Genomic DNA, 24912 nt, shown 5'->3' on the forward strand with positions numbered 1-24912 from the left:
TTTTAAACTCACGATGTCAAAGAATTACCATAAACTTTTAATACAAGTTTCTTTAAATAAATTCTCTTTTGCTATTAAAGACAAATTAGCACATGAGATTATTCACTTTGCATCTGAAGCTATTTCTCAAACTAAATCTATAGAGGAACAGTTAGATAAAATTTTTCAAAAGCATATAGAATTAACAGATAGATACGATGAAGTAATTGTACTACATGATAATACACTTAATACTTTTATTCCGAGAGAACTCTTCAATGAAGATTCTATGGGGCATTACCTTCAATATTCAACCAAAGTATTCTCAACAGATTTCTTTGCCTATGATGAGTTAGAAAGTAATTCGCTTAATAATGTGTATGTTCCTTATGTCAATATCAATAATTATTTAATTGATAAATTTGGAAGCTTTACTTATCACAACATTAATACATTACTAGTAGAGATTTTACTTAAAAAGTCAAGTAAAAATACTCAAAAAGAAGTTTATGCTTTTTTACAAAAGGATCACTTTGAATTAGTAATAGTTTGCAATGGTGAATTGATATTCTTTAATTCATTTCAATATCAGACAGCGCAAGACTTTATTTATTACATCTTGTTTACTTATGAACAATTAGAATTAAATACAGAGTCAAACCCACTCTATTTGATGGGAAGAGTAGATACGGATGACTCATATTATGAACAAGCATACATCTACATTCGAGAAGTCAATGTAGTAGATAATAATTTTTTTATTAGTGATGATCTTTTATTACATCATCAAGTACCTAAACAATATTACATTTTATTCCATTCATGAGAATTATATCAGGAAAACTAAAAGGAAGACGTATTTCGCCCCCTAAAAATCTACCTGTCCGCCCTACAACGGATATGAGTAAAGAATCTCTATTTAATATTCTAAATAATCACTTTAATTTTAGTGAACTAACCATATTAGACCTATTCGCAGGTACAGGAAACATCAGTTATGAATTTGCTTCTAGAGGAGCTGAATCTATCGTAAGTGTGGATGGTGATATGGGTTGCGTTAACTTTATAAAGAAAACAGCAAAAGAACTAGACCTTAATATTATCCCACTAAAGTCTGACGTATTTAAATTTATAGAGAAGCATCAGGCTTCTTATGATATCGTTTTTGCCGACCCTCCTTATGATTTTACCCAAGAACAATTTGAGAAAATACTAAAGGATATTTTTGAGAAAGGACTTGTTGATGAGCAAGGTATGGTTGTTATAGAACACTCTAAGTTTACTAAAATGGATCATTTAGAACATTTCTCTTTCGAAAAAAACTATGGTGGTTCTGTATTTACCTTCTTTGAATACGAGCTAGAAGATGAGGAGGATGAAGACGATGATGAATAAATCTCATACTAACATATAAAAAAAGGACTATTATCTTAGATAATAGTCCTTTTTTAGTACCTAATAGATACTAAAAATAAAGAGTAAACCTATAAGCCGGATTCTGTAAGTACCGAAGTACCCCCTTATCATTTATCCCGGCTATCAATTACTCGATAGCTCTATCTGCCTACCCCTAAAGCATCGGGCGGGCACCCTCAAACGCTAAATATACATGACATTTCACCGCATAGAGTTTACCTGGTTTCACTACAGCATTACCTGTACATACTTTCTGTTGCACTTGTCCTCTTGGCAAACCAAGGATGGGCGTTACCCATTATGCCTCCCTATGGTGTCCAGACTTTCCTCTATTTTCATTACTGAAAGTAGCGATAAGGCAGTTTACTCTCTGCAAAAGTAATTCATTTCTCACAACACAAAAAATTATTTACTAGTATTATTTTATCATTTTAGAACTAATGACATTAAATAACTCCTTATTCTTTAGTAAAGAAATACTTACCTAGCTTAATAAAAGAATAAATATAATTTTAAAGAAAATTTCTCTCTTTGATAATCCGCTTTTTTGGCATAAAATTATATCGTTCCTCTACTACATAAATAAGGGTTAGTAAACTATTTTGCTTACTTTTGTGTTCATACTTTTTTAAAAACTATTCAAAAGTGAGTTTTATAAAAATTACAGAACAATCTTCTAATTATGATAATCTAGACAAGATGTCTATCCAAGAATTATTGTCTAATATCAATCAAGAAGATCTTTCTGTTCCCTTAGCTGTAGAAAAAGCAATTCCTCAAATAGAAAAGACAGTAACACAAGTTGTTTCTAAATTAAACAATGGAGGAAGACTATTCTACATTGGAGCAGGTACTTCAGGACGATTAGGAATCCTAGATGCTTCAGAATGCCCTCCTACTTATGGAGTATCACCTGATTTAGTTATAGGAATCATCGCTGGAGGAGATCACGCCATTAGACATGCTGTAGAAAATGCAGAAGACAATCCTTTACAAGGTTGGTTAGATTTACAACAGTACAATGTCAATTCAAAAGATATTGTCATTGGTATCGCCGCATCTGGTACTACTCCCTATGTTATTAAAGCATTAGAACAATGCCAAAAAAATAAAATCACAACAAGTTGTATAACTTGTAATCCTCAAAGTCCTCTTGCTGAAGTAGCTGATTATCCTATAGAGGTAATCGTAGGACCTGAATTTGTAACAGGTAGCTCTCGTATGAAAGCTGGTACTGCTCAGAAACTTATTCTTAATATGATCTCAACTAGTAGTATGATACAAATTGGTCGAGTAAAAGGCAATAAAATGGTCGATATGAAAATGACTAATGCTAAACTACAAGAAAGAGGAATACAAATGATTATAAATGAATTAAATATAGACTATACTATTGCTAAAGGACTTTTAGACCAATATCAGAATGTCCGCTTAGCAATAGAAAGTTTTAAATCAACTAAATAATGGAAGAACCACAAACTGATCGAAAACTGTTGAGCAAAGGTGTAAAATACTTAATGATTACTTTACCCCTTATGTTTTTAGGCCCTATCGTTATCCATAGTTCTTTAAAAAATCAAGCTCATCCTTTTTTCTATCCTATACTTATTTTAGGATGTTTAATATGCTTAACTTCTATGCTATTATTTTTTAAAGGATTACAAACTATTATAAAATCACTTTTTGGAAATTAAAAACATGAAAACTAAACTACTTTACTTTTTACCTTTTTTATTTTTATTAGCCTCTTGTTATAATCAAGAAAGAAATTGTGCTAAATTTAAAACAGGTAAATTCGAATTTACTGCTGAAATTAATGGAGAAAAGAAAGTTTCTACTTTCATTAGAACTGAAGAATTAGAAATAGAAACATTCGAAGGTAAAACAGATAGTGCTGCTATACGTTGGGTAAACGATTGCGAGTTTATCTTAGAGAAACTTAATCCTAAGACTATGGCTGATAAAAAGCCTGTTAGCATTAAGATAATTACTACGGACGGAGATCTATGTACTTTTGAATACGGGTATGTAGGAGATGCAAGAAGAGAAAGAGGAACTATTAAAAAAATAGCTGATTTATAATCTAATCCACAACTAAATACTATGGAAGTATTTTTAACTGCAGATGCTATAGTAGCATTTATTACATTGACATTCTTAGAAATTGTTTTAGGAATAGACAATGTTATCTTCATCTCAATCGTCACAGGTAAACTACCTGAAGAACAACGCAAAAAAGCAACAAAAATAGGGCTGTTTTTAGCCATGTTTATGCGTATTGGATTATTGTTTGGTGTTACATGGCTTATCGCTATGAAAAAACCTTTATTTAGTATCAATTGGAGTTGGTTTAGCGCAGACTTCAATGGTCAAGCATTAATCTTATTAGGAGGAGGAATCTTCTTGATTTATAAATCGACCAAAGAGATACATGAAAAGGTAGCTCATGTCCATGACCATCATCCTATAGATGAAGCCCCTAATGCAAAAAAAATAGCTACTAAATCATTTGGTAACATTATCATGCAGATCTTAATGATTGATATTATATTCTCTGTTGATAGTATTCTAACAGCTGTAGGTATGACCAATGGCTTACAAGGAGCTCTATATATTATGATTGCTGCAGTTATTGTTTCTGTTGGAGTGATGATGTTGTTTGCTATACCTGTAGGTAACTTTGTTAATAAGAACCCTTCTATTCAGATTCTTGCACTTTCATTCTTAATATTAATTGGATTCATGCTTACTACAGAGAGTATGCACATCTCACATGCTGTATTGGCTGGGCAAGAAATAGGAGCTGTACCAAAAGGTTATTTATATTTTGCTATTGCATTCTCCTTAGCTGTAGAGTTCATCAATATGAAACTACGTAAGAAGAGCAATCCTAGTACTTAAATAAAACCAACACCTATATAAAACAAAAAACTCCTTCAATTGAAGGAGTTTTTTGTTTTATATTATTGCTTAGATTCTAAGTAACGTTCAGTTACAAAATCAATATCTTTAATAGACTTTCTAGCCCAATCAATTCTTTTTGCAAGTATTTCTTCTTCTTTTAACCTCCAATCCACATCTGAGTTTCTTACTCTCGTAGTTAGATTCTGAATAATAATTGCAGCTGATACTGATATATTCAAACTTTCTGTAAAACCGACCATCGGTATTTTAATATAAGCATCTGCCTGTTCTATGATTTCAGGAGACAGCCCATTTTTTTCTGTACCAAAAAATATAGCAGAAGGCTTACTAATATCAAAGTCTTCTAAATGATTCGCTTCTACATGAGGAGTAGTTGCCACAATCTGATAGCCTTTTTTTCTGATATCTTCAATGGCTGTAGGTATAGAAGCATAACGATGAATGTCTACCCACTTCTCAGCACCTAACGCTATTTCTTTATCTATACGCTTTCCAAATTTTTGTTCTATAACATGCAAGTCTTGTACACCAAAAACCTCACAACTACGCATTACAGCACTCGTATTATGTAATTGGTATACATCTTCAGCTACAACAGTAAAATGATTTGTACGATCTTTTAAAACTTCTTTAAAACGTTCTACTCTATTTTCAGTCAAGAAAGTCTCTAAGTATTCTAAATAATCAACGTCCTGAAATAGCTTATTTGAAATATTCATTATATATTTATTTTTAAGACAATTGCAAAGGTAAGAATATTATGGAAAAAAAATTAGTCGTCCTTTCAGGCGCAGGAATGAGTGCAGAAAGTGGTATTAAAACATTCCGAGATGCTGATGGATTATGGGAAGGGCATGATGTTATGCAGGTAGCTTCACCTCAAGGGTGGCAACAAAACAAAGAATTAGTCTTGCAATTTTATAATAATCGCAGACGCCAACTCTTAAGTTGTCAACCCAATAAAGCTCACTATATTCTAGCTCAATTAGAACAATACTACAATGTAAGTATCATCACTCAGAATGTAGATGATCTTCATGAGCGTGCAGGATCTAATAATATTATTCATTTACATGGAGAACTATTAAAAGTGCGTAGCGAACAGAATGAAAAACTAATATACCCTTGGTCAAAAGATCTCTTAACAGATGATTCTAACGAATTCGGCCACTCCTTAAGGCCTCATATAGTTTGGTTTGGAGAAATGGTTCCTGAACTAGAAAAAGCTATTCCTTTAGTAGAAGCAGCAGATATCATCATCATCATAGGAACATCTATGCAAGTGTATCCTGCAGCCTCACTAATATCTTACGCTAGATCAGATGCTCAAGCCTATTATATAGACACTAACCCTGCATTAGTTCAACATACTCCTTGCGAATTAACAGTACTAAAAAACACAGCCTCAGAAGGGCTTAATTCAATACTAAATGAACTAATAAAAAAAGCACAATAATTTGTTAGAATAAAAAAAGATACTACTTTAGAGTTCTAAACAATTAACTAATCAATTTTATGAAAAAACTTTTTTTATTCCTTGTTACCTCAATCTCTTTGAGCGTTGTAAGCTGTTCTAGCGATGACAATAGTAAGAATGACCCAAAACCTACAGGATATCCAGAGCAAATAAACAATGTTGATTTCTCAAATAAACAACCTGGTGATACAGCTATTTTAAAAGGAAAAGGTTTTGATGAAAGTAAAGCTGGAGAATACACAATCAATTTTACTAAAAAATTACCAAGTAAAAAAACAAATGCTGAAAAAGGAACACGCGCGTTACAACCAGGAGAATCTGACACACCAATTCCTGCATATATTTTCAAAGTAACACCAACAGAAGTACACTTTGAAATTCCTAAAGATGCAGGTAATGGTAGAGTAGACTTCATCTATAAAAACTACACAACACCAATAGGTACTTACCAAGTTAAATAACATAAAAGGTCTTAAGAAATAATCTTAAGACCTTTTTGTTTTAAAAAAAAAGAGAAAGCCTTTATACTTTCTAAAGGCTTTTACTACTCTATATTTTTATAGGGTATTATTTAACTACAAATTGTACTACTACTTTATAATCTCCTTTAGGCAATGAAGTATACAAACCTCCTGACCCAAGAGAAAAATCAATTTTACCACCCTTTACTTCAACGTCAGTAATACCCGTTTTTTCTAAATACCCCAGTTTATTATACAACTGAATCTCAAAAACATCGATTGCTTTACTGTTGTATTCTACAGGTAATGCAACTCCACTTGTTTCAGCATTAAAATCTTCTACTGAAGTTAAACCTGAGTAAATGTAAATCATCTTTCCATTTACTTTATTACCTGTACTAACTGCCTTTTCCGTAATATTATAACCAAGAGCTTCACGAATCTCAGTCGTAACAACTTCATGCTTGAAAATCTCACGAATAGTCTCAGCTAAATTAATAATCTTTTTCTCTCTTTTCCCTGTAGTCGGATTCATTACAAATGTATAAAGAACTTCATCAGTACTATTATCATCATCATGATCACCAAAAAACACATTACCTCCTTCTGTCAAAAACTTATTTACTGTCTCTTCAAAAATTTGTTGTACCTCTTGATTATTAGTAATGGCTTTCTTAACATCTCCTGTTATATCAAGATAAAAAGGAATTTGTTTCCCATCTTTATCTCTCTCTTCTCCTAAATATTCATAGAAAATCTGACCTTTCTTCAACTTAGTCTGGTCATAATTTAAGGATTTAACTAATTCTGGTTTTTGCCCATCAACCATAACTTCCCCTCTATTAATAGAAGATTTAGTTTCTGCTTTTTGGATTACATTCGTCAAGTCAACAACCTCAGAACTAACAACGTTACCTTTATCATCTTTAACTAATGTATAAAATTGCTCTTTATCAAAATCATACAATACCACAGAAGTTCCTTTCAAAGATTCTCCAGGTTTAGTTTGATTAATAAGCTGATTAATGACCGCCCAAATATCTTCTAGAGATTGACTATTATTGTTATCTCCAATTAGCTTTAAAATTTCACTTCGTGTTGTTAATCTATCCCAAGATGTACCAGACCACACATAAAACCCCTCAGATTTTCCAGCAAGATCTTTATCTTGTAAATTAGGATTAATATTAAATACAATTAATCCTTTAATCTTTAAGTCTCCTTTTTTTCCAACTACTGGATCTAATTCATTTAAACTTGTTAAATGAACTCTTGGAAAAAGCACCCCTCTATCCTTAGCGTGCATGTCTAAGACAGTACTCTCAGAAGGACTTAGTGTACCAATCCCTACTTGGGCATGTCCTATATAGGACATACCAAATAGAGCAGCACATGTTATTAAATACTTTCTCATAGTGCTTAATTTTTAATTATTGTTGTTTTGTAGCCCCTAGGTATTCAAAAACAACCTCATAATCTCCATTTACTAATGGATAATAACTGTTTCCAACACCGAAAGCAAATCTAAATTTATTATCACCATGTGTAGTTACATCTGTAACAGTAGTGAATAATACTTGTCCTGTTTTGTCTAACACTGATGCCTTAAGTAATCTACCAAATTTATCAGCTTTATTCTCAACCCAAGAACCTTTATTAGTAGCTTCGTCAATTACATACTTCATAGGTTTAGTAAGTACATAAGTATTAATCGCTAATTCAGAATCATAACCATCTGAATGATTTACATTAATCTCAGCTGTAGCTTTATATACAACATATCCATTAATTACTTCACCTGTAGGTACATTAGTTTCATTATTAACTACAACTTTTGTTTTCTCTTTGATTTTCTCTACTACTTTTTCATTTGTATTGATTTCATGAATAATATTTTCACTAATATCAATTGGCACTCTAGTTTCTTTTCCTGTAGTTGCATCTATTTCAATTCTGTACAAGACTTTTTTACCATCTCCATCTACAAGCTCACCATAATAAACACTTCCTCCTTGAGAAAGATATTTAGTAAGCTCTTCTTTAACACTCTCATGTGTAAGAGCAGTTTTAACCTCAGCAGTAATGTTTAAGTAGTCATATTTACCTTTCTCCTCTCCTGCATATCTAAAGATTACTTGACCTTCTGCTTTTTTAATTGCTTCTGGGGTAGTTGGTTCTACTAAAATAGCTTCTTCATACTTAGCCACTTTACCATCTGCACCTACTGCTCCTCTAGTAATTCTAGTTTTTGTCTCTAATGCGTTTATATCAAGTACTTGTTCTTTACCATCTTTATCAACATAATAAACTTCTATAGTTTTTTCACCAGGTTTACCAGGAACCTCTACTTCTTTAACAAAGACATTTCCTGGAGTTGTTTTTAAGAACTCTTTGATATATTCTTTATTTTTTTCAAATAAATCAGACCAGTTATTATTAACAGCATCGATTACGTCAATTTTAAACACTCCTGCTATATTAGTATCTAACGCAATACCTTTAACTGGATCTAAAATATCTTTTATATCATTACCATCTACTTTCAACCAAGTACTTACTGCTTGTTCATTAAAATACCAATATGCCTTAACTACGTTTATAGTTTTAGTTGCATCTTTTGGATCTTTAATATCATGCATTTCAGTTCTCATATAAGTTTTTGTCTCACTCATAAGAACTAAATCCTTTAAAGTAATTTCTGTCTTAGAATACGTAATGTTACCATCCGCATCTGGAGCACTAGGTACCAAATAAGAGAATGTTCCAGTAGAACTACCTGTTGCATCAGGTTTAAATGCTACCAAATAACTTAAATCACCAGCAGCACCAGTAATCTTAGTTATCTCATCCTTAACATACTTCTTAACTTCAGTGATTTTCTCATTTAATACAGATTCTGAAGTAATTAACTCCCATTGTTGCTTAGTTTTTTGAACACCATTATCTACATAAGTAATAGTAGTCCAATAATAAAACCCTTTTGCTACTGTACCTGTTGCATTAAAAACCAACATACTTTCTGTTTTAGAATCTCCATCTAATCCAAAAACATTAATATCATTAATAGCAATACGAGGAATCAAAACCCCTTTATTTGTAGCTGCTACATCTAAGATAGCACTCTTATCAACCTTTTTCTTATTGATACCTACTCCTGGTTTATCTTGTGCAAAAGCCCCTAAACATAATACTAATGCTAATGCTGTATATATACTTTTTTTCATTGTAATTTCTTATTAAAATTAAATAACTAATTAAGGTTTTGGTGTAAATTTCTCGTTAGAAATATACTTCAAGATTACATCATAAGATTTATTAGCTGCTAATGGAGCATACATTTTACCAACACCAAATCTAAACGTGATAGTTGATTTATCTAAATCGCTAGTTACTACTTTTACATCAGTAACTGTATTCAATACAACTTGACCTTTATCATCTAAAATTTCTACGTTTAATAATCTACTAAATTTAGTTAACTCGATATCTTTATTAAACTGAGTATTATATTCAACATCTACATTATCAGATGTTTTACCTGGGTTAACTGTAGCTGACACTATCGTTTTGAAAACTTTAAACTCACCTATTACCTCACCTGTTTCAGTTGATTCACCAGTTTTAATAATTTCTTTTGTTTTCTCTTTGATTTTCTCTACTACTTTTTCATTTGTATTGATTTCATGAATAATATTTTCACTAATATCAATTGGCACTCTAGTTTCTTTTCCTGTAGTTGCATCTATTTCAATTCTGTACAAGACTTTTTTACCATCTCCATCTACAAGCTCACCATAATAAACACTTCCTCCTTGAGAAAGGTATTTAATAAGCTCTTCTTTAACACTCTCATGTGTAAGAGCAGTTTTAACCTCAGCAGTAATGTTTAAGTAGTCATATTTGCCTTTCTCCTCTCCTGCATATCTAAAGATTACTTGACCTTCTGCTTTTTTAATTGCTTCTGGGGTAGTTGGTTCTACCAAAATAGCTTCTTCATACTTAGCCACTTTACCATCTGCACCTACTGCTCCTCTAGTAATTCTAGTTTTTGTCTCTAATGCGTTTATATCAAGTACTTGTTCTTTACCATCTTTATCAACATAATAAACTTCTATAGTTTTTTCACCAGGTTTACCAGGAACCTCTACTTCTTTAACAAAGACATTTCCTGGAGTTGTTTTTAAGAACTCTTTGATATATTCTTTATTTTTTTCAAATAAATCAGACCAGTTATTATTAACAGCATCGATTACGTCAATTTTAAACACTCCTGCTAGATTGGTATCTAACGCGATACCTTTAACAGGATCTAAAATATCCTTTATATCATTACCATCTACTTTCAACCAATTATTTACAGCTTCTTCATTAAAATACCAATATGCCTTAACTACGTTTATAGTTTTAGTTGCATCTTTTGGATCTTTAATATCATGCATTTCAGTTCTCATATAAGTTTTTGTCTCACTCATAAGAACTAAATCCTTTAAAGTAATTTCTGTCTTAGAATACGTAATGTTACCATCCGCATCTGGAGCACTAGGTACCAAATAAGAGAATGTTCCAGTAGAACTACCTGTTGCATCAGGTTTAAATGCTACCAAATAACTTAAATCACCAGCAGCACCAGTAATCTTAGTTATCTCATCCTTAACATACTTCTTAACTTCAGTGATTTTCTCATTTAATACAGATTCTGAAGTAATTAACTCCCATTTACTTTCTGTAGGAGTAGTAGTATTATTAGTCCAATAATAAAACCCTTTAGCTAAAGTTCCTGTATTATTGTAAACCAACATACTTTCAGTTTTAGAATCCCCTTCTAAACCAAATACTTTAACATCATTTAAAGCAACTCTAGGAATCAAGACCCCTTTCTTACTCGCAGCAATATCTAATATTGCACTTTTATTAGGTACTAATGCTGTACCAACCCCCATACCAATAGGATCCGGAGTCTGCGCATACATACTAGCTCCTAGAGCTAACAAAAACAGAGTAGTAATTTTCTTTTTCATGTTTAAAAAAATTTATTTAAATATTTTACTAATTAATCTGAAGTGATCACATTTTCCCCAAATCGTTAATCAAATCATAACATCCTATATAGACAATAAGCTTTAACCTAAAATCTTAAACAGTTTGTACTACAAAGTTATAAAAAAAACGACTTAACAAACATCAAATGTTAAAATTTAATTATTACTCAGACAATTTAACCTTATTTAAAAAAAATACTACAACAAGCGGTGTTTTTGTGTATATATTTAAATTTTACTCAAAAAAGATGTATATAAAACACAAAACAAAACTAAACATTTCAAAGATTTCACCTTTAAAAACAACATTAAACATAAAATTATATTTTTTTAAGAAAATTAAAACACTAATTTTTCTAAAATAAAGAAACTAATCATAATATAGTTAATTATAGCTCTATAATATGTAATGCAAATAAGAGTTTTGCCTTTTATATCGTAATTCTAATCTTGAATCAGATATAAAAACAAAAAAAGCCCAGCTTCTAAAAAGAAGCTGGGCTTTTGATTATAGCCTACTTAGAGAATACTATTTCTTCAAGTATTTTTTATATTTAATATAAGAGAAGACACTTAATACTATCACAAATCCTAATGACCACCATACAGCAGTAGGTGTGATCACTTTATCTCCTGATGCATAAGAGTGTAATCCACTTAAGTAAAAGTTCACACCGAAGTAAGTCATCATAATAGAGTAATACGCTACTACACTGAATACATTATATAACCATGTACCTCGCATAGCTGGCACTAGTCTAGCATGGATCACAAAAGCATAGATCATAATACTAATTAATGCCCATGTCTCTTTAGGATCCCATCCCCAGTAACGTCCCCAGCTCTCATTAGCCCATTGACCTCCTAAGAAGTTACCAATAGTTAATAGAACTAGACCTACCGTTAATGTCATCTCATTAATATAAGTTAACTCTTTAATATTAAGATCCATTTTCTTCTTATTCTTATCATTCGTAAGAATCATTAAGAATAAAGTCACGACTCCTAATATCATACCTAGTGTGAATGGACCATAACTACCTACGATAACTGCTACGTGGATAATCAGCCAATATGAATTCAATACTGGTTGTAAGTTACCAATCGCTGGATCCATAAAGTTTAGATGTGCTCCCCATAACACTATCGCAGCTACGAATGCTGTTGATGCTATCGTTAACTCAGACTTACGTCCAAAAAGCAATCCAAACAATGTAGTGGCCCATGCCACATAGATAACTGACTCATACGCATCACTCCATGGAGCGTGCCCTGATACATACCATCTCACAGCTAATCCTAATGTATGGATACCGAATAATAAGACTGTAGCCCAGCTACCGATTTTAATCATTGTCTTATTAATACGTCTTGGTTTTAATATCTCTGATATAATGAAGATGAATAAGAACACAGCAGCTAACATATAGTAACTATATAGTGTCTTAAATATATCATACTTATTATATTGAATCTCGAATTGTATCTTTTTCTCAGAAGGAATTACAGTTTTACCATAAGCATTCTGATACGTTTTAATACTCTGTAAGAATTCATCCGCCTTTGCATAATCACCTGATTGTTTTGCCTCAAATAAAGCCGGTACATACATTCTAGGTAATATGCTCTTCGTAAATGTAGAGTCCATTCCTTTAAGACCAGCCTCGTTTAATTCTAATGGAGATACCCATTTATCATTATCGTGACCCGGTATAGGGAATATCGTAAGGCTACGTGTAGTGAATGCAGCATTCAATAATGCCATCTTAGAATCTAAGTCTAAATAGTCTTTCTCAAACTGATTTTTAACTGCAGAGTGATTAGCATCTTCTACTACTTTTGCCAATCTATAATTACCATCTTCATCAAAGAAATCAATAAACGCAGCATACTTTGCGTCTTTAGGTAACTTTAATGCCTCTAATATCTTATCATTCCCTCTAGGTAATTTTATCAGTTCTGCATAATACCAGTAGTTAGGCGCTCCTTGTAATTGTTGAGCTACCGTAAACTGAGTCATCGATAGGAATACCTGATCAGGATTTAATCCTTTATAGTTTTCTCCTTTATATACCTTACGCAATAATTCTGAAGCAAAAGTATTCACTGGTTTCATACGACCACCAAAGTCCTGAATAACCAATTCTCCGAATCTTGCTGCATGTTCTTTATCTACAGCAGTACTCTTAATCAGTGAGTCTATCACTACCTGGTTAGGACGTGTAGGGGTCTCATGATTATGTTGTGCGAATGCTCCTACTGATAAGAACAAAAACAACATCGTAAGTATAGAAGCTTTCTTCTCTCTAACTTTATCTAATTTTCGTTTCAAATCTCCAAATCTTGTATTCTTATCAAATAAGATTACTATTAATCCTACATATAGTAAGAAGTACCCTATATACGTAATCCAAGTTCCCCAGAAGTCATGGTTCACAGATAAGATAGTTCCTTTCTCATCTCTATCGAACTCTGCCTGGAAGAATCGGTAACCTTTATAATCTAAAATATTGTTCATATAGATACGTGCATCGAAGTTCTCTGCACCGTCTAATACAGTCACCTGACTTTCGAATGAAGCATAGCTACTCTCTGTACCAGGATATTTCTCAGCGATGAATTTATTTAACTTGATTTGGAATGGTGTAGTATACACTTTACTACCATACATCATCGTAAACTCTAAGTCACCTAATTTAAATGACTGAGGTTCTCCCATTCTTCCCGCTTTACCCATTAACGTTACTTCCTCCTCTTTACCTTGAGAACGAACAGTAAGGACTAAAGCATCAGTATTTCTTTTATTCTTAAAGTCACCATCAGACTCTAGAACCATCTTTCCTTTAATAGGCATTTCTGGAATAACGAACTGTGTTCCTGCCATATTATATAATGATCTAAAGTTCAGAGGAGCTTTTGTACCAGCTACTACATCACCTGTCGCCTGTGTTGCCATCACCATATATGTCCCTCCAAAAGGTGTATCTAAAAAGAACTCATCCCCTTCTTTTGTGATATTGATTGCTCCATCAGTAGGTTTATTCAATGAGAACAATACATTGTGGATACTCACTACTTTTCCTTCTTCTAAGAAATGTTCATGACGATCACCATCACCAGACTCTACTAATTTTAAGAACATTTTTCCATTAGGATCTTCTGCTATTGCCTCAGTAGCTCCCATGATAAAATCTTTGTACTCTATCTCGTAATCGATACCATTAAAGTCTTCTTTTACTTTAAAGTGGTTATTCGTTACAGGAGAGAATAGTATTGGTCTCTCATACGTACGTCTACGTTGTTCCCCTTCATACTCACCATCAGTCATAACAGTAAGGAAAGTTTTATCAGAAAAAATACTATCTGCCGTCTCCCCTTCTCTAATAGGCATCATCCCCTCGAAACTAATATAACGAGTAATGAAAGCTCCTAATAAAATCAAAATAAAAGCCGCATGCAGTAGTAATGTCGCCCACTTCTCCTTGCTCAGTAGTCTGTATTTCTTAATATTTCCTATAAAGTTAATCAAGAAAACAAACATAATAAACTCGAACCATTTAGTATTATATATTAAAATACGGGCAGTAGTTGTGTTATAACGATCTTCGATGAAGGTTCCTAGAGCTAATGCTACAGCATAAACTATAAAAAGAACCGCCATTAACCGTGTCGAAGAAAAAAAAGATATTATTTTTTTATCCATGAGTTGTTAATATGTTGTTTTAATAGTGCAACAAAAATAACCAAAAAGGCCAGTAATTCAGTATATTTAACTTAATATTTAGTAATCAATTTGTTGCAAATTTTTGCATAAAATAAGTTACATTTGCGATAGTAATATTCTAGAGGATTATTGATTTCTAATCCAATATTGATTTAGAGAGTTACTATGTTTATTTAAATTTCAAAACTATGCCAAAGATTTCAAACAAAGGGCTTCAAATGCCTGAATCACCTATCAGAAAATTAGTCCCTTTTGCAGAGGTAGCAAAGCAAAAAGGACACCATGTATACCACTTAAATATAGGACAACCTGATATTAAAACACCTGAAGGAGCTCTTAAAGCTGTAAAAGAAGCTAACTTCGAAGTATTAGAATATAGCCACTCTGCAGGAATCGAAAGTTATAGAATAAAGTTAGCTAAACACTATCAAGACCAAAATCTTAATGTAGATGTAGCAGATATTATCGTTACTACTGGTGGATCTGAAGCATTATTATTCGCTTTAGGAAGTACAATGGACCAAGGTGACGAAATCATCATCCCTGAGCCATTCTATGCTAACTATAATGGATTCTCTACTTCTAATGGAGTAAACATCGTACCTGTGATGTCTTCTATCAATGATGGATTTGCATTACCTGCTATATCAGAATTCGAAAAACTAATCACTCCTAAGACTAAAGCGATCTTAATCTGTAACCCTGGTAACCCTACTGGTTACTTATATTCAGAACAAGAGATGAAACAGTTAACAGACCTAGTAGTTAAACATGATCTATTCTTAATCGCTGATGAAGTATATAGAGAGTTCGCTTATGATGGATATAAACATATCTCTGTGATGAGCATCCCAGAATTAGCGAATCACGCGATCATGATTGACTCTGTATCTAAGCGTTACAGCATGTGTGGTGCTCGTATAGGATGTATCGTTTCTAAAAACAAAGATCTTATGGCTGCAGCAATGAAATTTGCTCAAGCGCGTCTATCTCCTCCTACTTTTGAACAAATCGCTGCTGAGGCTGCTCTAGATACTCCTAAATCTTACTTCGATGAAGTAATCACGGAGTACAAAGAGAGAAGAGATGTATTCATCACTGCGCTTCAACAGATAGAAGGTGTACAAGTGACTATGCCACATGGTTCTTTCTACTGTGTAGCTAAGTTCCCTATTAAAAATGCTGATAACTTCGCTAAATGGTTATTAGAAGAGTATGATCTAAATGGAGAGACTGTAATGATCGCTCCTGCTGCAGGATTCTACTCTACACCAGGTGTAGGATTAAACGAAGCTCGTATGGCTTATGTTCTTAAAAAAGAAGACTTAATCCGCTCAGCTGAGATCTTAAAACAAGCTCTTAAAGTATACCAAACAATAGAAAAATAATCAATCTATTATCTATATGAAAACCACCTCTAAACAGGTGGTTTTTTTGTTGAAATAGTATATGAGATAATTCTCACCCTATCTCCTAACCTTAAAAACATTCCTATTTTATTCTGTTGTGAATAATTCTTATCTCTTTTCTCATTTTTATTGAGTTAATGACGTATTTACCTACTGTAAAAGACGTTTTATACCCTCTTTTATTGATATTTATCCTCTGTACTATCCATTTACACTTCATTTTGAAGAAAAAGTATAGTGTTTTTTTTCTTTAAAAAAAGCCTCTAAAAAACATAAACGTCTAATTACAAACACATTAACTAAAAAAAACTTCAAAAATAGATAATACACGAATACCTCTCTATCCTAGTATATACAAGCCTTTATCTTAATTCCTTCAACACTTCTTCAACAATACGCCAAGATTGCTCTAGTTCAAGCCTGTTTTCTTGAAGAAGTATTGAAGAGATCTTGTAGCGGTATTGAAGGGAGAGTACTGAAGAATAGAATTACAAAACAACCTCACTCTAATAGAGCTATAGAATCACTCCTCTCTGTCCGTTCTATGACACTCTACTAAAAAAGTAAAAAGCCAGTCTGTCATCACAAACTGGCTTTTTTAAAATTACTAACCGAAACAGTGTTATTCTATATTCAGAATAATAAACTCACTTCTTCTATTTTCTTGATGCTCTTTAATAGTACATGGTACTTTATTAGCACATTTATTAACTAACTGTGATTCTCCATACCCTTTACCCGTGATACGATCTTCTTCTATTCCTTGTTTTACCATCCAAGCTATCGTTGATTTAGCTCTTCGGTCAGACAACTTCATATTATAAGCATCATTACCTCTACTATCTGTATGCGAACGCACATCTATCTTCAGTTTTGGATACATATTAAGCACTTCTACTACCTTCGCTAGCTCTACTGCTGCATCAGGACGAATAGTCGCTTTATCAAAGTCAAAATAGATAGGATCTAACTTCAATTTCTTAAATAAATCATCGTCTTTCTCTATTTTTTCAACTATAGGATCTAGTCCTATATCTACCGTCTTAGATACATTAAACTCTCTTCCTAATACTGTAGATACTTCTGCTGTCAAGAACTTATCTGCACTAGCCTTTAATCTAAACTTATAATTACAGTCTAAAGCTTCTGTAAGATAATATCCCTTCGCATCTGTAGTGATCGTAGCTAGTTCTTTATACGCATTATCATATAATACTACTGTGGCATTCGCTATCGGTTCTTTTGTACTCGTATTGAACACTTTCCCTTCTATCTGTTGCTTACAGTCTACTACTTGGAAGAAATAAATATCATCACTTCCTACTCCTCCCTCACGATTAGAGCTGATAAATCCTTTTCTGTTTTTATCATTGATATAGAATGCAAAGTCATCTGAAGGACTGTTAATAGGAGCTCCTACACTCACTACCTTACCGAAGGTATTATCCACATTTAGCTTAGCCATATATACGTCTAACCCTCCTAGACCTGGACGTCCATCTGATGAGAAATATAGATAGTTATCCTTAGAGATAAAAGGGAATGTCTCACGCCCTTCTGTATTAATTCTAGCCCCTAAGTTCTCAGGGGTACCATAACTTCCATCTTCTTCTATAAAGACCCTATAGATATCAGACTCTCCTAGTGTACCACTTCTATCAGAAGCAAAGTATAACCATCTCTCATCTGGGGATAAAGCAGGATGAGCAGTATTAAAATTATCTGAGTTAAATGGTAACTCTACAGCTTCTGTCCATACACCATCTTCGTTTAAAGTAGATTTATATAACTTTAGTAAGATGTAATAATCTTCATTGTGAACTTTCTTTTTCTTCTTAAAGTTATTACTCGTGAAGTACATCGTCTTACCATCTTTAGTAAAGATAGCTGATGCTACATTGACCTTTGCATTTCCAAACTTATCCAAAGGTTCAGGCTCGCTAAAACTACCGTCTTTACTAATCACCGTACTGTATAGAGTAGTAAATGCTTCATTAGTCCACTTATGTACTCTACCTCCATGCTCTGTTTCTCTAGCAGAAGCAAAGACTAATTGGTCTCCTAAGATACTCGATCCATAGTCAGAATACACACTATTAATAGGCAGTACTTTCAGATCATAACGCTGTATCATGGCATTAATCTCCTTTAAGTAAGTATCTTTCTTTTCTTCGAATAATATACCTCTACTGTCACTCTTCTCTAATTCGGCAAAGCGACTTACATACTCATCTGCCTTTTTATAATCTTCTATAGAACGCAACGTCTGCGCATATCTATAGTAGTACTCTGATGGTAGTTTATGTCCTCCTTGTTCTGCAAAAATAAATAACTCTTCGTACCACTTATGAGCAGTCTTTAGCTCACCTTTAAAGTAATAAGCATCTGCTAACTTAGTAAGTGTATTAACACTTTTGTACCCTTTATTTATAATTTTCTCATAGATTTCGATTGCATTGACATACTCATAGTAGTCGAAGCTCTTATCCGCTTTTTTCTCCTTACTAGTCTGAGCTACTGCCCCTACCGTTATTAAGAAAAAAGAGGCTATTGAGAAAAACTTAATAACCTTCTTTTTCATACTTTATAGTTTTCGTTAAAAGAATCTTGGTGTATTCATACGAGTGCGATTATTAAACAAATCGAATCTTAGGAATATCTCATGAGATCCAGAGTTGTAATTCGCTAACTTAGTCGTATCTGCATCATAAGAATATCCAACGAATAAATTATCATTCACTTGGAATCCTGCTAATGCACTAACTGATGCATCCCAACGATATGCTGCTCCTACAGTAAACTTGTCTATAATTAAGAAGTTAGCTGTCAGATCCATCTGCAATGGTGCCCCAGAAACGGCCTTCGCTAAGAAAGCTGGTTTAAACTTCAAACTAGGATTTAGTTCAAACACATATCCTCCCATTAAGTAGAAGTGCGCTTTCTGACGCATCGTCGTCACCTCGTTATCATCGTAGCGATCTGTAGTCAAAAAGTTAGGTACAGACAACCCTAAATATGATTTCTCAGAATATAGATACAGACCTGCCCCTATATTAGGTGAGAATTGATTATCTATATTCGTCATCGCTACAGGGTCTTTTCCACTATAGATATTAAGACGAGTATAATCTACATTCAGTAAGTTAGCCGTAGCTTTTAAACCAAATGCTAATTTATAGTCTTGATTCACATCGATAGCATACGATAGGTCTACAGAGATATTATTCTCATCCATCGCTCCTATACGATCATTCATATAATTCACCCCTAATCCTAATCCAGAATCTCCTAGAGGTGTACTCACAGACAGATTAGCTGTCTTAGGTGCTCCATCTAAACCAACCCACTGCGTACGGTAATTACCGAAAATACTTAGGTTACCTCTAGTACCTGCATAAGCAGGGTTAATATTAGAGGTATTATACATATACTGTGTGTACTGTGGATCTTGTTGTGCTTGCATTTGTTGTGCTCCTAACAAGGTTAACATACACACACTTATATTTCTTATTGTTCTATTAATTGTCATTCGTAAAATCTTAGTTGTTGTCTAAATGTAGATACCCTGATTTTCTAATTGTACGTGCTTCGCTAGCATTTCTGTATTCATAGCTAATCACATAATAATAAGTTCCTGTAGGTAGTTTCTCTCCAGAGTTAACTGTAACACGTCCGTCAGAATACCCTCTGAATACGTTATTATTACTGTCATAATTAGAAGTCTCATAAACCTTCACTCCCCAACGGTTATAGATCTCAACTTTATTATTAGGGAAACGATTAATATTATCAATTAAGAAGAAATCATTCTCTCCATCTCCATTAGGCGTTACTAGATTATAGATCACTACGTCTCCATCTAATATCAAATCTGTATTCACAGTACCTAATGTAAAGAATCCGTATCCACGTACAGATGTAGGTGTAGTCACTGTCTTATTATCGACATCTACGATACCTCCCTCATCTACCCAAAGCTGATCCTTAGCATCCCAACGAAGAATACGTAAGTTCTTCTCTGGAGTCTTTAATAACTCTGCTGGAGTAGTATCTGCATGCCAGCCTAATGTCAAGATAACATCGCTCTTCGCATTAGAGTTACGGTCTACTAGCCAATACTCTCTTTCGTTTACTAACTCTACTATACCAGACTTATGCTTATGAGAAGTAAAGAAGTTCTTATCATCTAAGTTATACTTCCCTACGAAAATGTCTTTCTCTTCTTTAGGCGCTGTAATCGTAGCGTTTCGATAATACTTCTTATCTCCAATAGGGAATACAAATTCGTTGTTTCCTTCCTTATCTACAGTTCCTTGGATATGGCTATTATCACTTGCATTGACTGCTGTTGCGTCTTTTAAGAATGTAAATGATCCATCTTTCTCATCTACATTGACAATACCGTCTTGGAAGTCCACTTTGCCCTGTACTACCACATCATTAATAACATTAAATGCAATATTATCTGCTGTGTTATTTAGCACTACATTGTTAAACTTACTGATACTGTTACCTGATACAGTCTGTTGTTTATCACTTTTAAAAATAGTAGTTCCTTGTGCTAGTTTTCCTTTATAATCAAAGAAAGCACCGTTGTTTATAATATCATTATAGACATATAACGTACCGTTATTTTTAAAGTCTGCCTCATCTGTATTCTCTAAGGCATAATGTGTAGACATTATCCCTTCTGGGCTTACATATAGCCCTCCCTTGTTTACTGTCTGTGCCATAGTAGCTATAGAGCACAAGCCAGAAACTACTAAGAGTGTTCTTTTCTTAACCATAGTGAATCACTTTTACTAGTTAGTTATTTTACAGAGAATACGATATTCATGATAGAGGTAGGAGTGCCATTACCAATAATCTTGTAAGTCATAACTCCATTATCATCTATAACGATATCTGAAAACACAGCAGGATCAAAGTCTGTAACATAATAGTATAAATCAGTTGCAGCTGGAAAATGAGGAATAACAGCAGGTGCGCTAGTACTCTTTACTGCATTTCCGCTTGTCATTGTGAACTGCTTTTTATACTCTTCGTATAGTTCTTTTGTACCATCTCCAAGAACACTCGTATCAAAAGTGATCGTAGGCATATAGAAGAATTTCACAGCTTTATTATCTGTTGTTACCATCTGTTGCCATTTCGAACCATCGTTATAGTAAAACCCTGGTACAACATCCGCTACAGTAGCTGTATTATACACCGTCATCCCTTCAACATGTGCGTTTAAAGGATTTGCTTTCGTAGTTTCAGTTAACGCAACACGAGGTAAAAGAAGCCCTTTATTCTCTGCTTCTAATTCTAAGATAGCATTCGTGTTTACATCTGGATTAGATTTACCAACAACACCGATCTTAGTCTGAGCAAAACCAGCTGTTGCAAGAAATGATATGGCTATACTTAAATATATTTTTTTCATAATGTGAGTTTGATTTAATAAAAGGGAGAGGCCGTTATTGTGAGTTGGCTTTAGCCTCTCCCTTTCTGAAAAGAATTAATTGTTGTTTGTTGTTTTCTAAATTATTTCACCTCTTTACCTAAGTACTCTACTACTACTTCGTAAGTATCTGCTGGTAAAGCTGTATAGATATTTCCTACACCGATATTAAAGTCAATCTTAGTGTCATTTACTACCACATCTTTTGTAGATTCAGTAACTACTACACCTGCTTTTAGTACTTTGATAGATAACACACCATTGATAGCGTTATCACCTGTCGCATTCGCTAATGTTACTCCTTCAGTTCTAGCAGATTCTCCATTTGCTTTAGTACTTCCTTTAGCTAATAATACTTGTCGTCCATTATAGATATTCCCTGTGAATACGATATCTCCTTCGTTTGTGATATTATCTCCTAAAAGTGTTTTAAACTCATTTATACTGTTTTCAATTACTTTTTTGATAACCGAAGCTGGAATTTTAATTTCATCTTTACTAACACTCCCATCAGCGTTCACGACCATTGTATAGAATACATCATCTGTAGCTGCATCATTATCATGATCACCGAAGTACACGTTACCACCTTGGTTTAACACATTAGTCAATGCATTCTTCACTTCTTCATTATTGTTAATAGAAGAGATGATATCAGCCGTCATATTGATGAATTGCTCACCTTTATCTTCATTATTATACTTATAGAAGATTTCTCCTTTCTTAACATTAGCTTGTACTGGTGCTACTACAGCTTCATAGATAGATAATGTCTTATCTGCTGTAGCTTCTGCTCTAAGAATATTAGTCTTAGTTTCTACTGAAGCAACAAGATCAGTTAGGTTGATAGTTTTGTACTCATTTGCAGTATTGTCCCAGTACTGTAATACCCATACTTTTTTAGAAGGGTCTTTAGGATCTTCTATCTGCGTATAGATAACATTACCTTCTGAGAACTGAGTGATGTACTGTAAGTACTCTTCTACAGATGTAAAGTTCATATCTTTTCCTCCTACTTGGATAGTGATATTTCCTTTAGTCGTTAAGATCTCTTCGATATTATTAATAACCCCACCTACTACATCTACATGAATAGCTCCTGCTGGAACAGCAGTCCATTTAGTCACATCTAATTCTCCTCCTCCTACAATGTATGCTTCAGATAAGTAATATTGTTTATTTTCATAAGTAACAATAGTTGTTTTAGACTCAGTCTCTGCTACTAGATCACGTAAAACAATAGTCTCATATTTTCCATTAGCTTTGTCGTAGTATTGGAATACCCAGTTAGGATTTTTATCATCTCCTAAGTTTTTATAAATAACGTTACCATCAGCAGACTGAGAGATGTACTGTAAATACTCTTCTACAGTTGTGAAAGTTTTTCCTCCTTCTGTAATAGAAGTTGTAGATTTTAAGATCTCTTGGATGTTGTTTACTACAGTTCCTTTAACGTCAACAGTTACAGCCCCATCAGCATTGTTAGGGATATTGTCAATTGTGTTTTTTTCATCTTTAGCTAACCAATCAATGATTGTTTGTTCTGAGAAATAAACAAATCCTGTTACTTTACCGTTTACTTCAGTTTTTCTCACAAAAGTCTTAGTCTCTGTACCTGCTACTAGATCACGCAAGCTGATTGTCTTATACTCTTCTGTAACTTTATCATAGTATTGGAATACCCAGTTAGGAGCTACATCAGTACCAATGTTTTTATAGATTACATTACCATCAGCAGACTGAGAGATGTATTGTAAATACTCTTCTACAGTTGTAAAAGTTTTTCCTCCTTCTGTAATAGAAGTTGTAGATTTTAAGATCTCTTGGATGTTGTTTACTACAGTTCCTTTAACGTCAACAGTTACAGCCCCATCAGCATTGTTAGGGATATTGTCAATTGTGTTTTTTTCATCTTTAGCTAACCAATCAATGATTGTTTGTTCTGAGAAATAAACAAATCCTGTTACTTTACCGTTTACTTCAGTTTTTCTCACAAAAGTCTTAGTCTCTGTACCTGCTACTAGATCACGTAAACTAATCGTCTTATACTCTTCTGTAGCTTTATCATAGTATTGGAATACCCAGTTAGGATTTTTATCATCTCCTAAGTTTTTATAGATTACATTACCATCAGCAGACTGAGAGATGTATTGTAAATACTCTTCTACAGTTGTGAAAGTTTTGTCTCCGTCTTTTGTAGTTACAGTGATTGTAGTAGGTGATTCTAAGATTTCTTTGAAGTTGTTTACTACAGTTCCTTTAACGTCAATCTCGATAGCTCCTTTAGTGCTTTTATCTAACTTATCTAAGATCTCCTTAATTTTAGCTGAATCAGTTTCTGTACCAATAGCTTCTACGATTGTTTTTTCGTTGAAGTACACATAACCAGTTATTTTACCATTTTCCTTAATCTCTTTAAAGAAAGTATTAGTTTCTACTCCTTGTACCATCTTAGTGATGTCAATCTGCTTAGTCGTATACTTTCCATTATCATAAGTCACATAGAACATTTCTTTAGTCTCAGGATTATAAACAATCGTTGTATGCTTTTCAGTAACTACTGGATTTCCTTTATCATCCTTATTATCAGGGTTAGACGGTAATATGTAATTCACTACTGCTTGAAGATTCTTAACGTCACCTTCTAATTTAGTAGTGATATTCGTGATATTATCACCTAAATTCTTAATTACAGTATCTAACTCTTCTTTACCAACTATTCTATTCCATTTAGCACCATCCCAGTAGTAAAAACCTGTAGGTACTAAATCCTTTACTTCTGTTTTATTAAACACTAATAAGCTAGTGCTCTCAGCAACCTTACCAGCCATTTGGAATTCTGTTGTATTCTTTAATGCAACACGAGGAATCAAGATACCTTTATTTCCTGCTTTAGCTACGATGTCTAATTCTGCAGAAGTAGCAGGGTCTGGCGTACCGATCCCTACTTGTGCGTTTGCGAAATATGTTGTTCCTAATAATACCGCTAATAATGTGATTTTTTTCATGTCTTTTTATATATAAATATTGTTGTTT

At 33.3% G+C, this 24912-nt stretch carries 19 protein-coding genes and 1 other RNA gene; 9 read left to right on the top strand and 11 right to left on the bottom strand.

Going from position 1 to position 24912, the window contains the following annotated elements; genetic code table 11:
• Positions 1-13: 13 nt before the first annotated feature.
• The gene (locus MPR_RS12530) at positions 14-805 is read left to right on the top strand and encodes a DUF3822 family protein (RefSeq protein ID WP_041893109.1); all 792 of its coding nucleotides are present in this window, start codon (positions 14-16) and stop codon (positions 803-805) included.
• Positions 802-1374 carry an RsmD family RNA methyltransferase gene (locus MPR_RS12535; protein WP_041893110.1) on the top strand — a complete coding sequence of 191 codons (573 nt, stop codon included), beginning with the start codon at positions 802-804 and terminating at the stop codon, positions 1372-1374. Before MPR_RS12530 ends, MPR_RS12535 begins: the two co-directional genes overlap by 4 nt.
• Positions 1375-1450: 76 nt before the next feature.
• Here the strand turns inward: MPR_RS12535 and rnpB are convergent.
• Positions 1451-1765, bottom strand: an RNA gene (gene rnpB, locus MPR_RS18235) — RNase P RNA component class A.
• Positions 1766-2040: 275 nt separating this feature from the next.
• Between rnpB and murQ the strand changes: the two genes are divergently transcribed.
• From murQ to MPR_RS12555, 4 genes are read left to right on the top strand one after another with little or no spacing between them, the layout of a single operon-like run.
• On the top strand, positions 2041-2859 hold the full coding sequence (gene murQ / locus MPR_RS12540) for an N-acetylmuramic acid 6-phosphate etherase (protein WP_041893111.1): 819 nt from the start codon (positions 2041-2043) through the stop codon (positions 2857-2859).
• Positions 2859-3089 carry a DUF6095 family protein gene (locus MPR_RS12545; protein ID WP_006258491.1) on the top strand — a complete coding sequence of 77 codons (231 nt, stop codon included), beginning with the start codon at positions 2859-2861 and terminating at the stop codon, positions 3087-3089. Before murQ ends, MPR_RS12545 begins: the two co-directional genes overlap by 1 nt.
• 4 nt (positions 3090-3093) lie before the next feature.
• The gene (locus MPR_RS12550; protein ID WP_041893113.1) at positions 3094-3477 is read left to right on the top strand and encodes a hypothetical protein; all 384 of its coding nucleotides are present in this window, start codon (positions 3094-3096) and stop codon (positions 3475-3477) included.
• A 21-nt stretch (positions 3478-3498) separates the two neighbouring features.
• Positions 3499-4296, top strand: coding sequence for a TerC family protein (locus MPR_RS12555; RefSeq protein ID WP_041893114.1), 798 nt, complete (start codon positions 3499-3501; stop codon positions 4294-4296).
• A gap of 62 nt (positions 4297-4358) precedes the next feature.
• Here the strand turns inward: MPR_RS12555 and MPR_RS12560 are convergent, their stop codons facing one another.
• The gene (locus tag MPR_RS12560) at positions 4359-5039 is read right to left on the bottom strand and encodes a TrmH family RNA methyltransferase (RefSeq protein ID WP_006261716.1); all 681 of its coding nucleotides are present in this window, start codon (positions 5037-5039) and stop codon (positions 4359-4361) included.
• Between the two features lie 41 nt (positions 5040-5080).
• On the opposite strand from MPR_RS12560, the gene MPR_RS12565 reads away from it, so the two are divergent.
• Entirely contained in the window at positions 5081-5776 is a 696-nt protein-coding gene (locus MPR_RS12565) for an SIR2 family NAD-dependent protein deacylase (RefSeq protein WP_041893116.1), read from the top strand.
• A 59-nt stretch (positions 5777-5835) separates the two neighbouring features.
• Entirely contained in the window at positions 5836-6258 is a 423-nt protein-coding gene (locus MPR_RS12570; RefSeq protein WP_041893117.1) for a hypothetical protein, read from the top strand.
• Between the two features lie 106 nt (positions 6259-6364).
• Here MPR_RS12570 and MPR_RS12575 read toward each other — a convergent pair whose 3' ends face one another.
• The 4 genes from MPR_RS12575 to MPR_RS12590 form a co-directional block, all read right to left on the bottom strand.
• The gene (locus tag MPR_RS12575) at positions 6365-7672 is read right to left on the bottom strand and encodes a phage tail-like protein (RefSeq protein ID WP_041893118.1); all 1308 of its coding nucleotides are present in this window, start codon (positions 7670-7672) and stop codon (positions 6365-6367) included.
• Between the two features lie 16 nt (positions 7673-7688).
• Positions 7689-9482 carry a phage tail-like protein gene (locus tag MPR_RS12580; protein ID WP_041893119.1) on the bottom strand — a complete coding sequence of 598 codons (1794 nt, stop codon included), beginning with the start codon at positions 9480-9482 and terminating at the stop codon, positions 7689-7691.
• A gap of 30 nt (positions 9483-9512) precedes the next feature.
• A complete protein-coding gene (locus tag MPR_RS12585) occupies positions 9513-11276 on the bottom strand; it encodes a phage tail-like protein (protein WP_041893120.1) in 1764 nt (587 codons plus the stop codon).
• 550 nt (positions 11277-11826) lie between these two features.
• Entirely contained in the window at positions 11827-15000 is a 3174-nt protein-coding gene (locus tag MPR_RS12590) for a cytochrome c biogenesis protein CcsA (RefSeq protein ID WP_041893121.1), read from the bottom strand.
• A gap of 209 nt (positions 15001-15209) precedes the next feature.
• On the opposite strand from MPR_RS12590, the gene MPR_RS12595 reads away from it, so the two are divergent.
• Positions 15210-16409, top strand: coding sequence for a pyridoxal phosphate-dependent aminotransferase (locus tag MPR_RS12595; protein WP_006261728.1), 1200 nt, complete (start codon positions 15210-15212; stop codon positions 16407-16409).
• Between the two features lie 643 nt (positions 16410-17052).
• On the opposite strand, the gene MPR_RS12600 is transcribed toward MPR_RS12595, so the two are convergent.
• The 5 genes from MPR_RS12600 to MPR_RS12620 all read right to left on the bottom strand — a co-directional run bounded on the left by MPR_RS12600 (position 17053) and on the right by MPR_RS12620 (position 24884).
• The gene (locus MPR_RS12600) at positions 17053-19011 is read right to left on the bottom strand and encodes an OmpA family protein (protein ID WP_041893123.1); all 1959 of its coding nucleotides are present in this window, start codon (positions 19009-19011) and stop codon (positions 17053-17055) included.
• A 15-nt stretch (positions 19012-19026) separates the two neighbouring features.
• Positions 19027-19959, bottom strand: coding sequence for a PorP/SprF family type IX secretion system membrane protein (locus MPR_RS12605; protein WP_006265791.1), 933 nt, complete (start codon positions 19957-19959; stop codon positions 19027-19029).
• 10 nt (positions 19960-19969) lie between these two features.
• A complete protein-coding gene (locus MPR_RS12610; RefSeq protein ID WP_041893124.1) occupies positions 19970-21217 on the bottom strand; it encodes a T9SS type B sorting domain-containing protein in 1248 nt (415 codons plus the stop codon).
• A gap of 23 nt (positions 21218-21240) precedes the next feature.
• A complete protein-coding gene (locus MPR_RS12615; RefSeq protein ID WP_041893125.1) occupies positions 21241-21858 on the bottom strand; it encodes a phage tail-like protein in 618 nt (205 codons plus the stop codon).
• Between the two features lie 101 nt (positions 21859-21959).
• Positions 21960-24884 (bottom strand): phage tail-like protein, encoded by a 2925-nt coding sequence (locus tag MPR_RS12620; RefSeq protein ID WP_075038933.1) that lies wholly within the window; start codon positions 24882-24884, stop codon positions 21960-21962.
• Between the last annotated feature and the right edge of the window lie 28 nt (positions 24885-24912).

Origin of the sequence: Myroides profundi, assembly GCF_000833025.1 — a bacterium.
In the GTDB taxonomy this organism is placed as follows: domain Bacteria; phylum Bacteroidota; class Bacteroidia; order Flavobacteriales; family Flavobacteriaceae; genus Flavobacterium; species Flavobacterium profundi_A.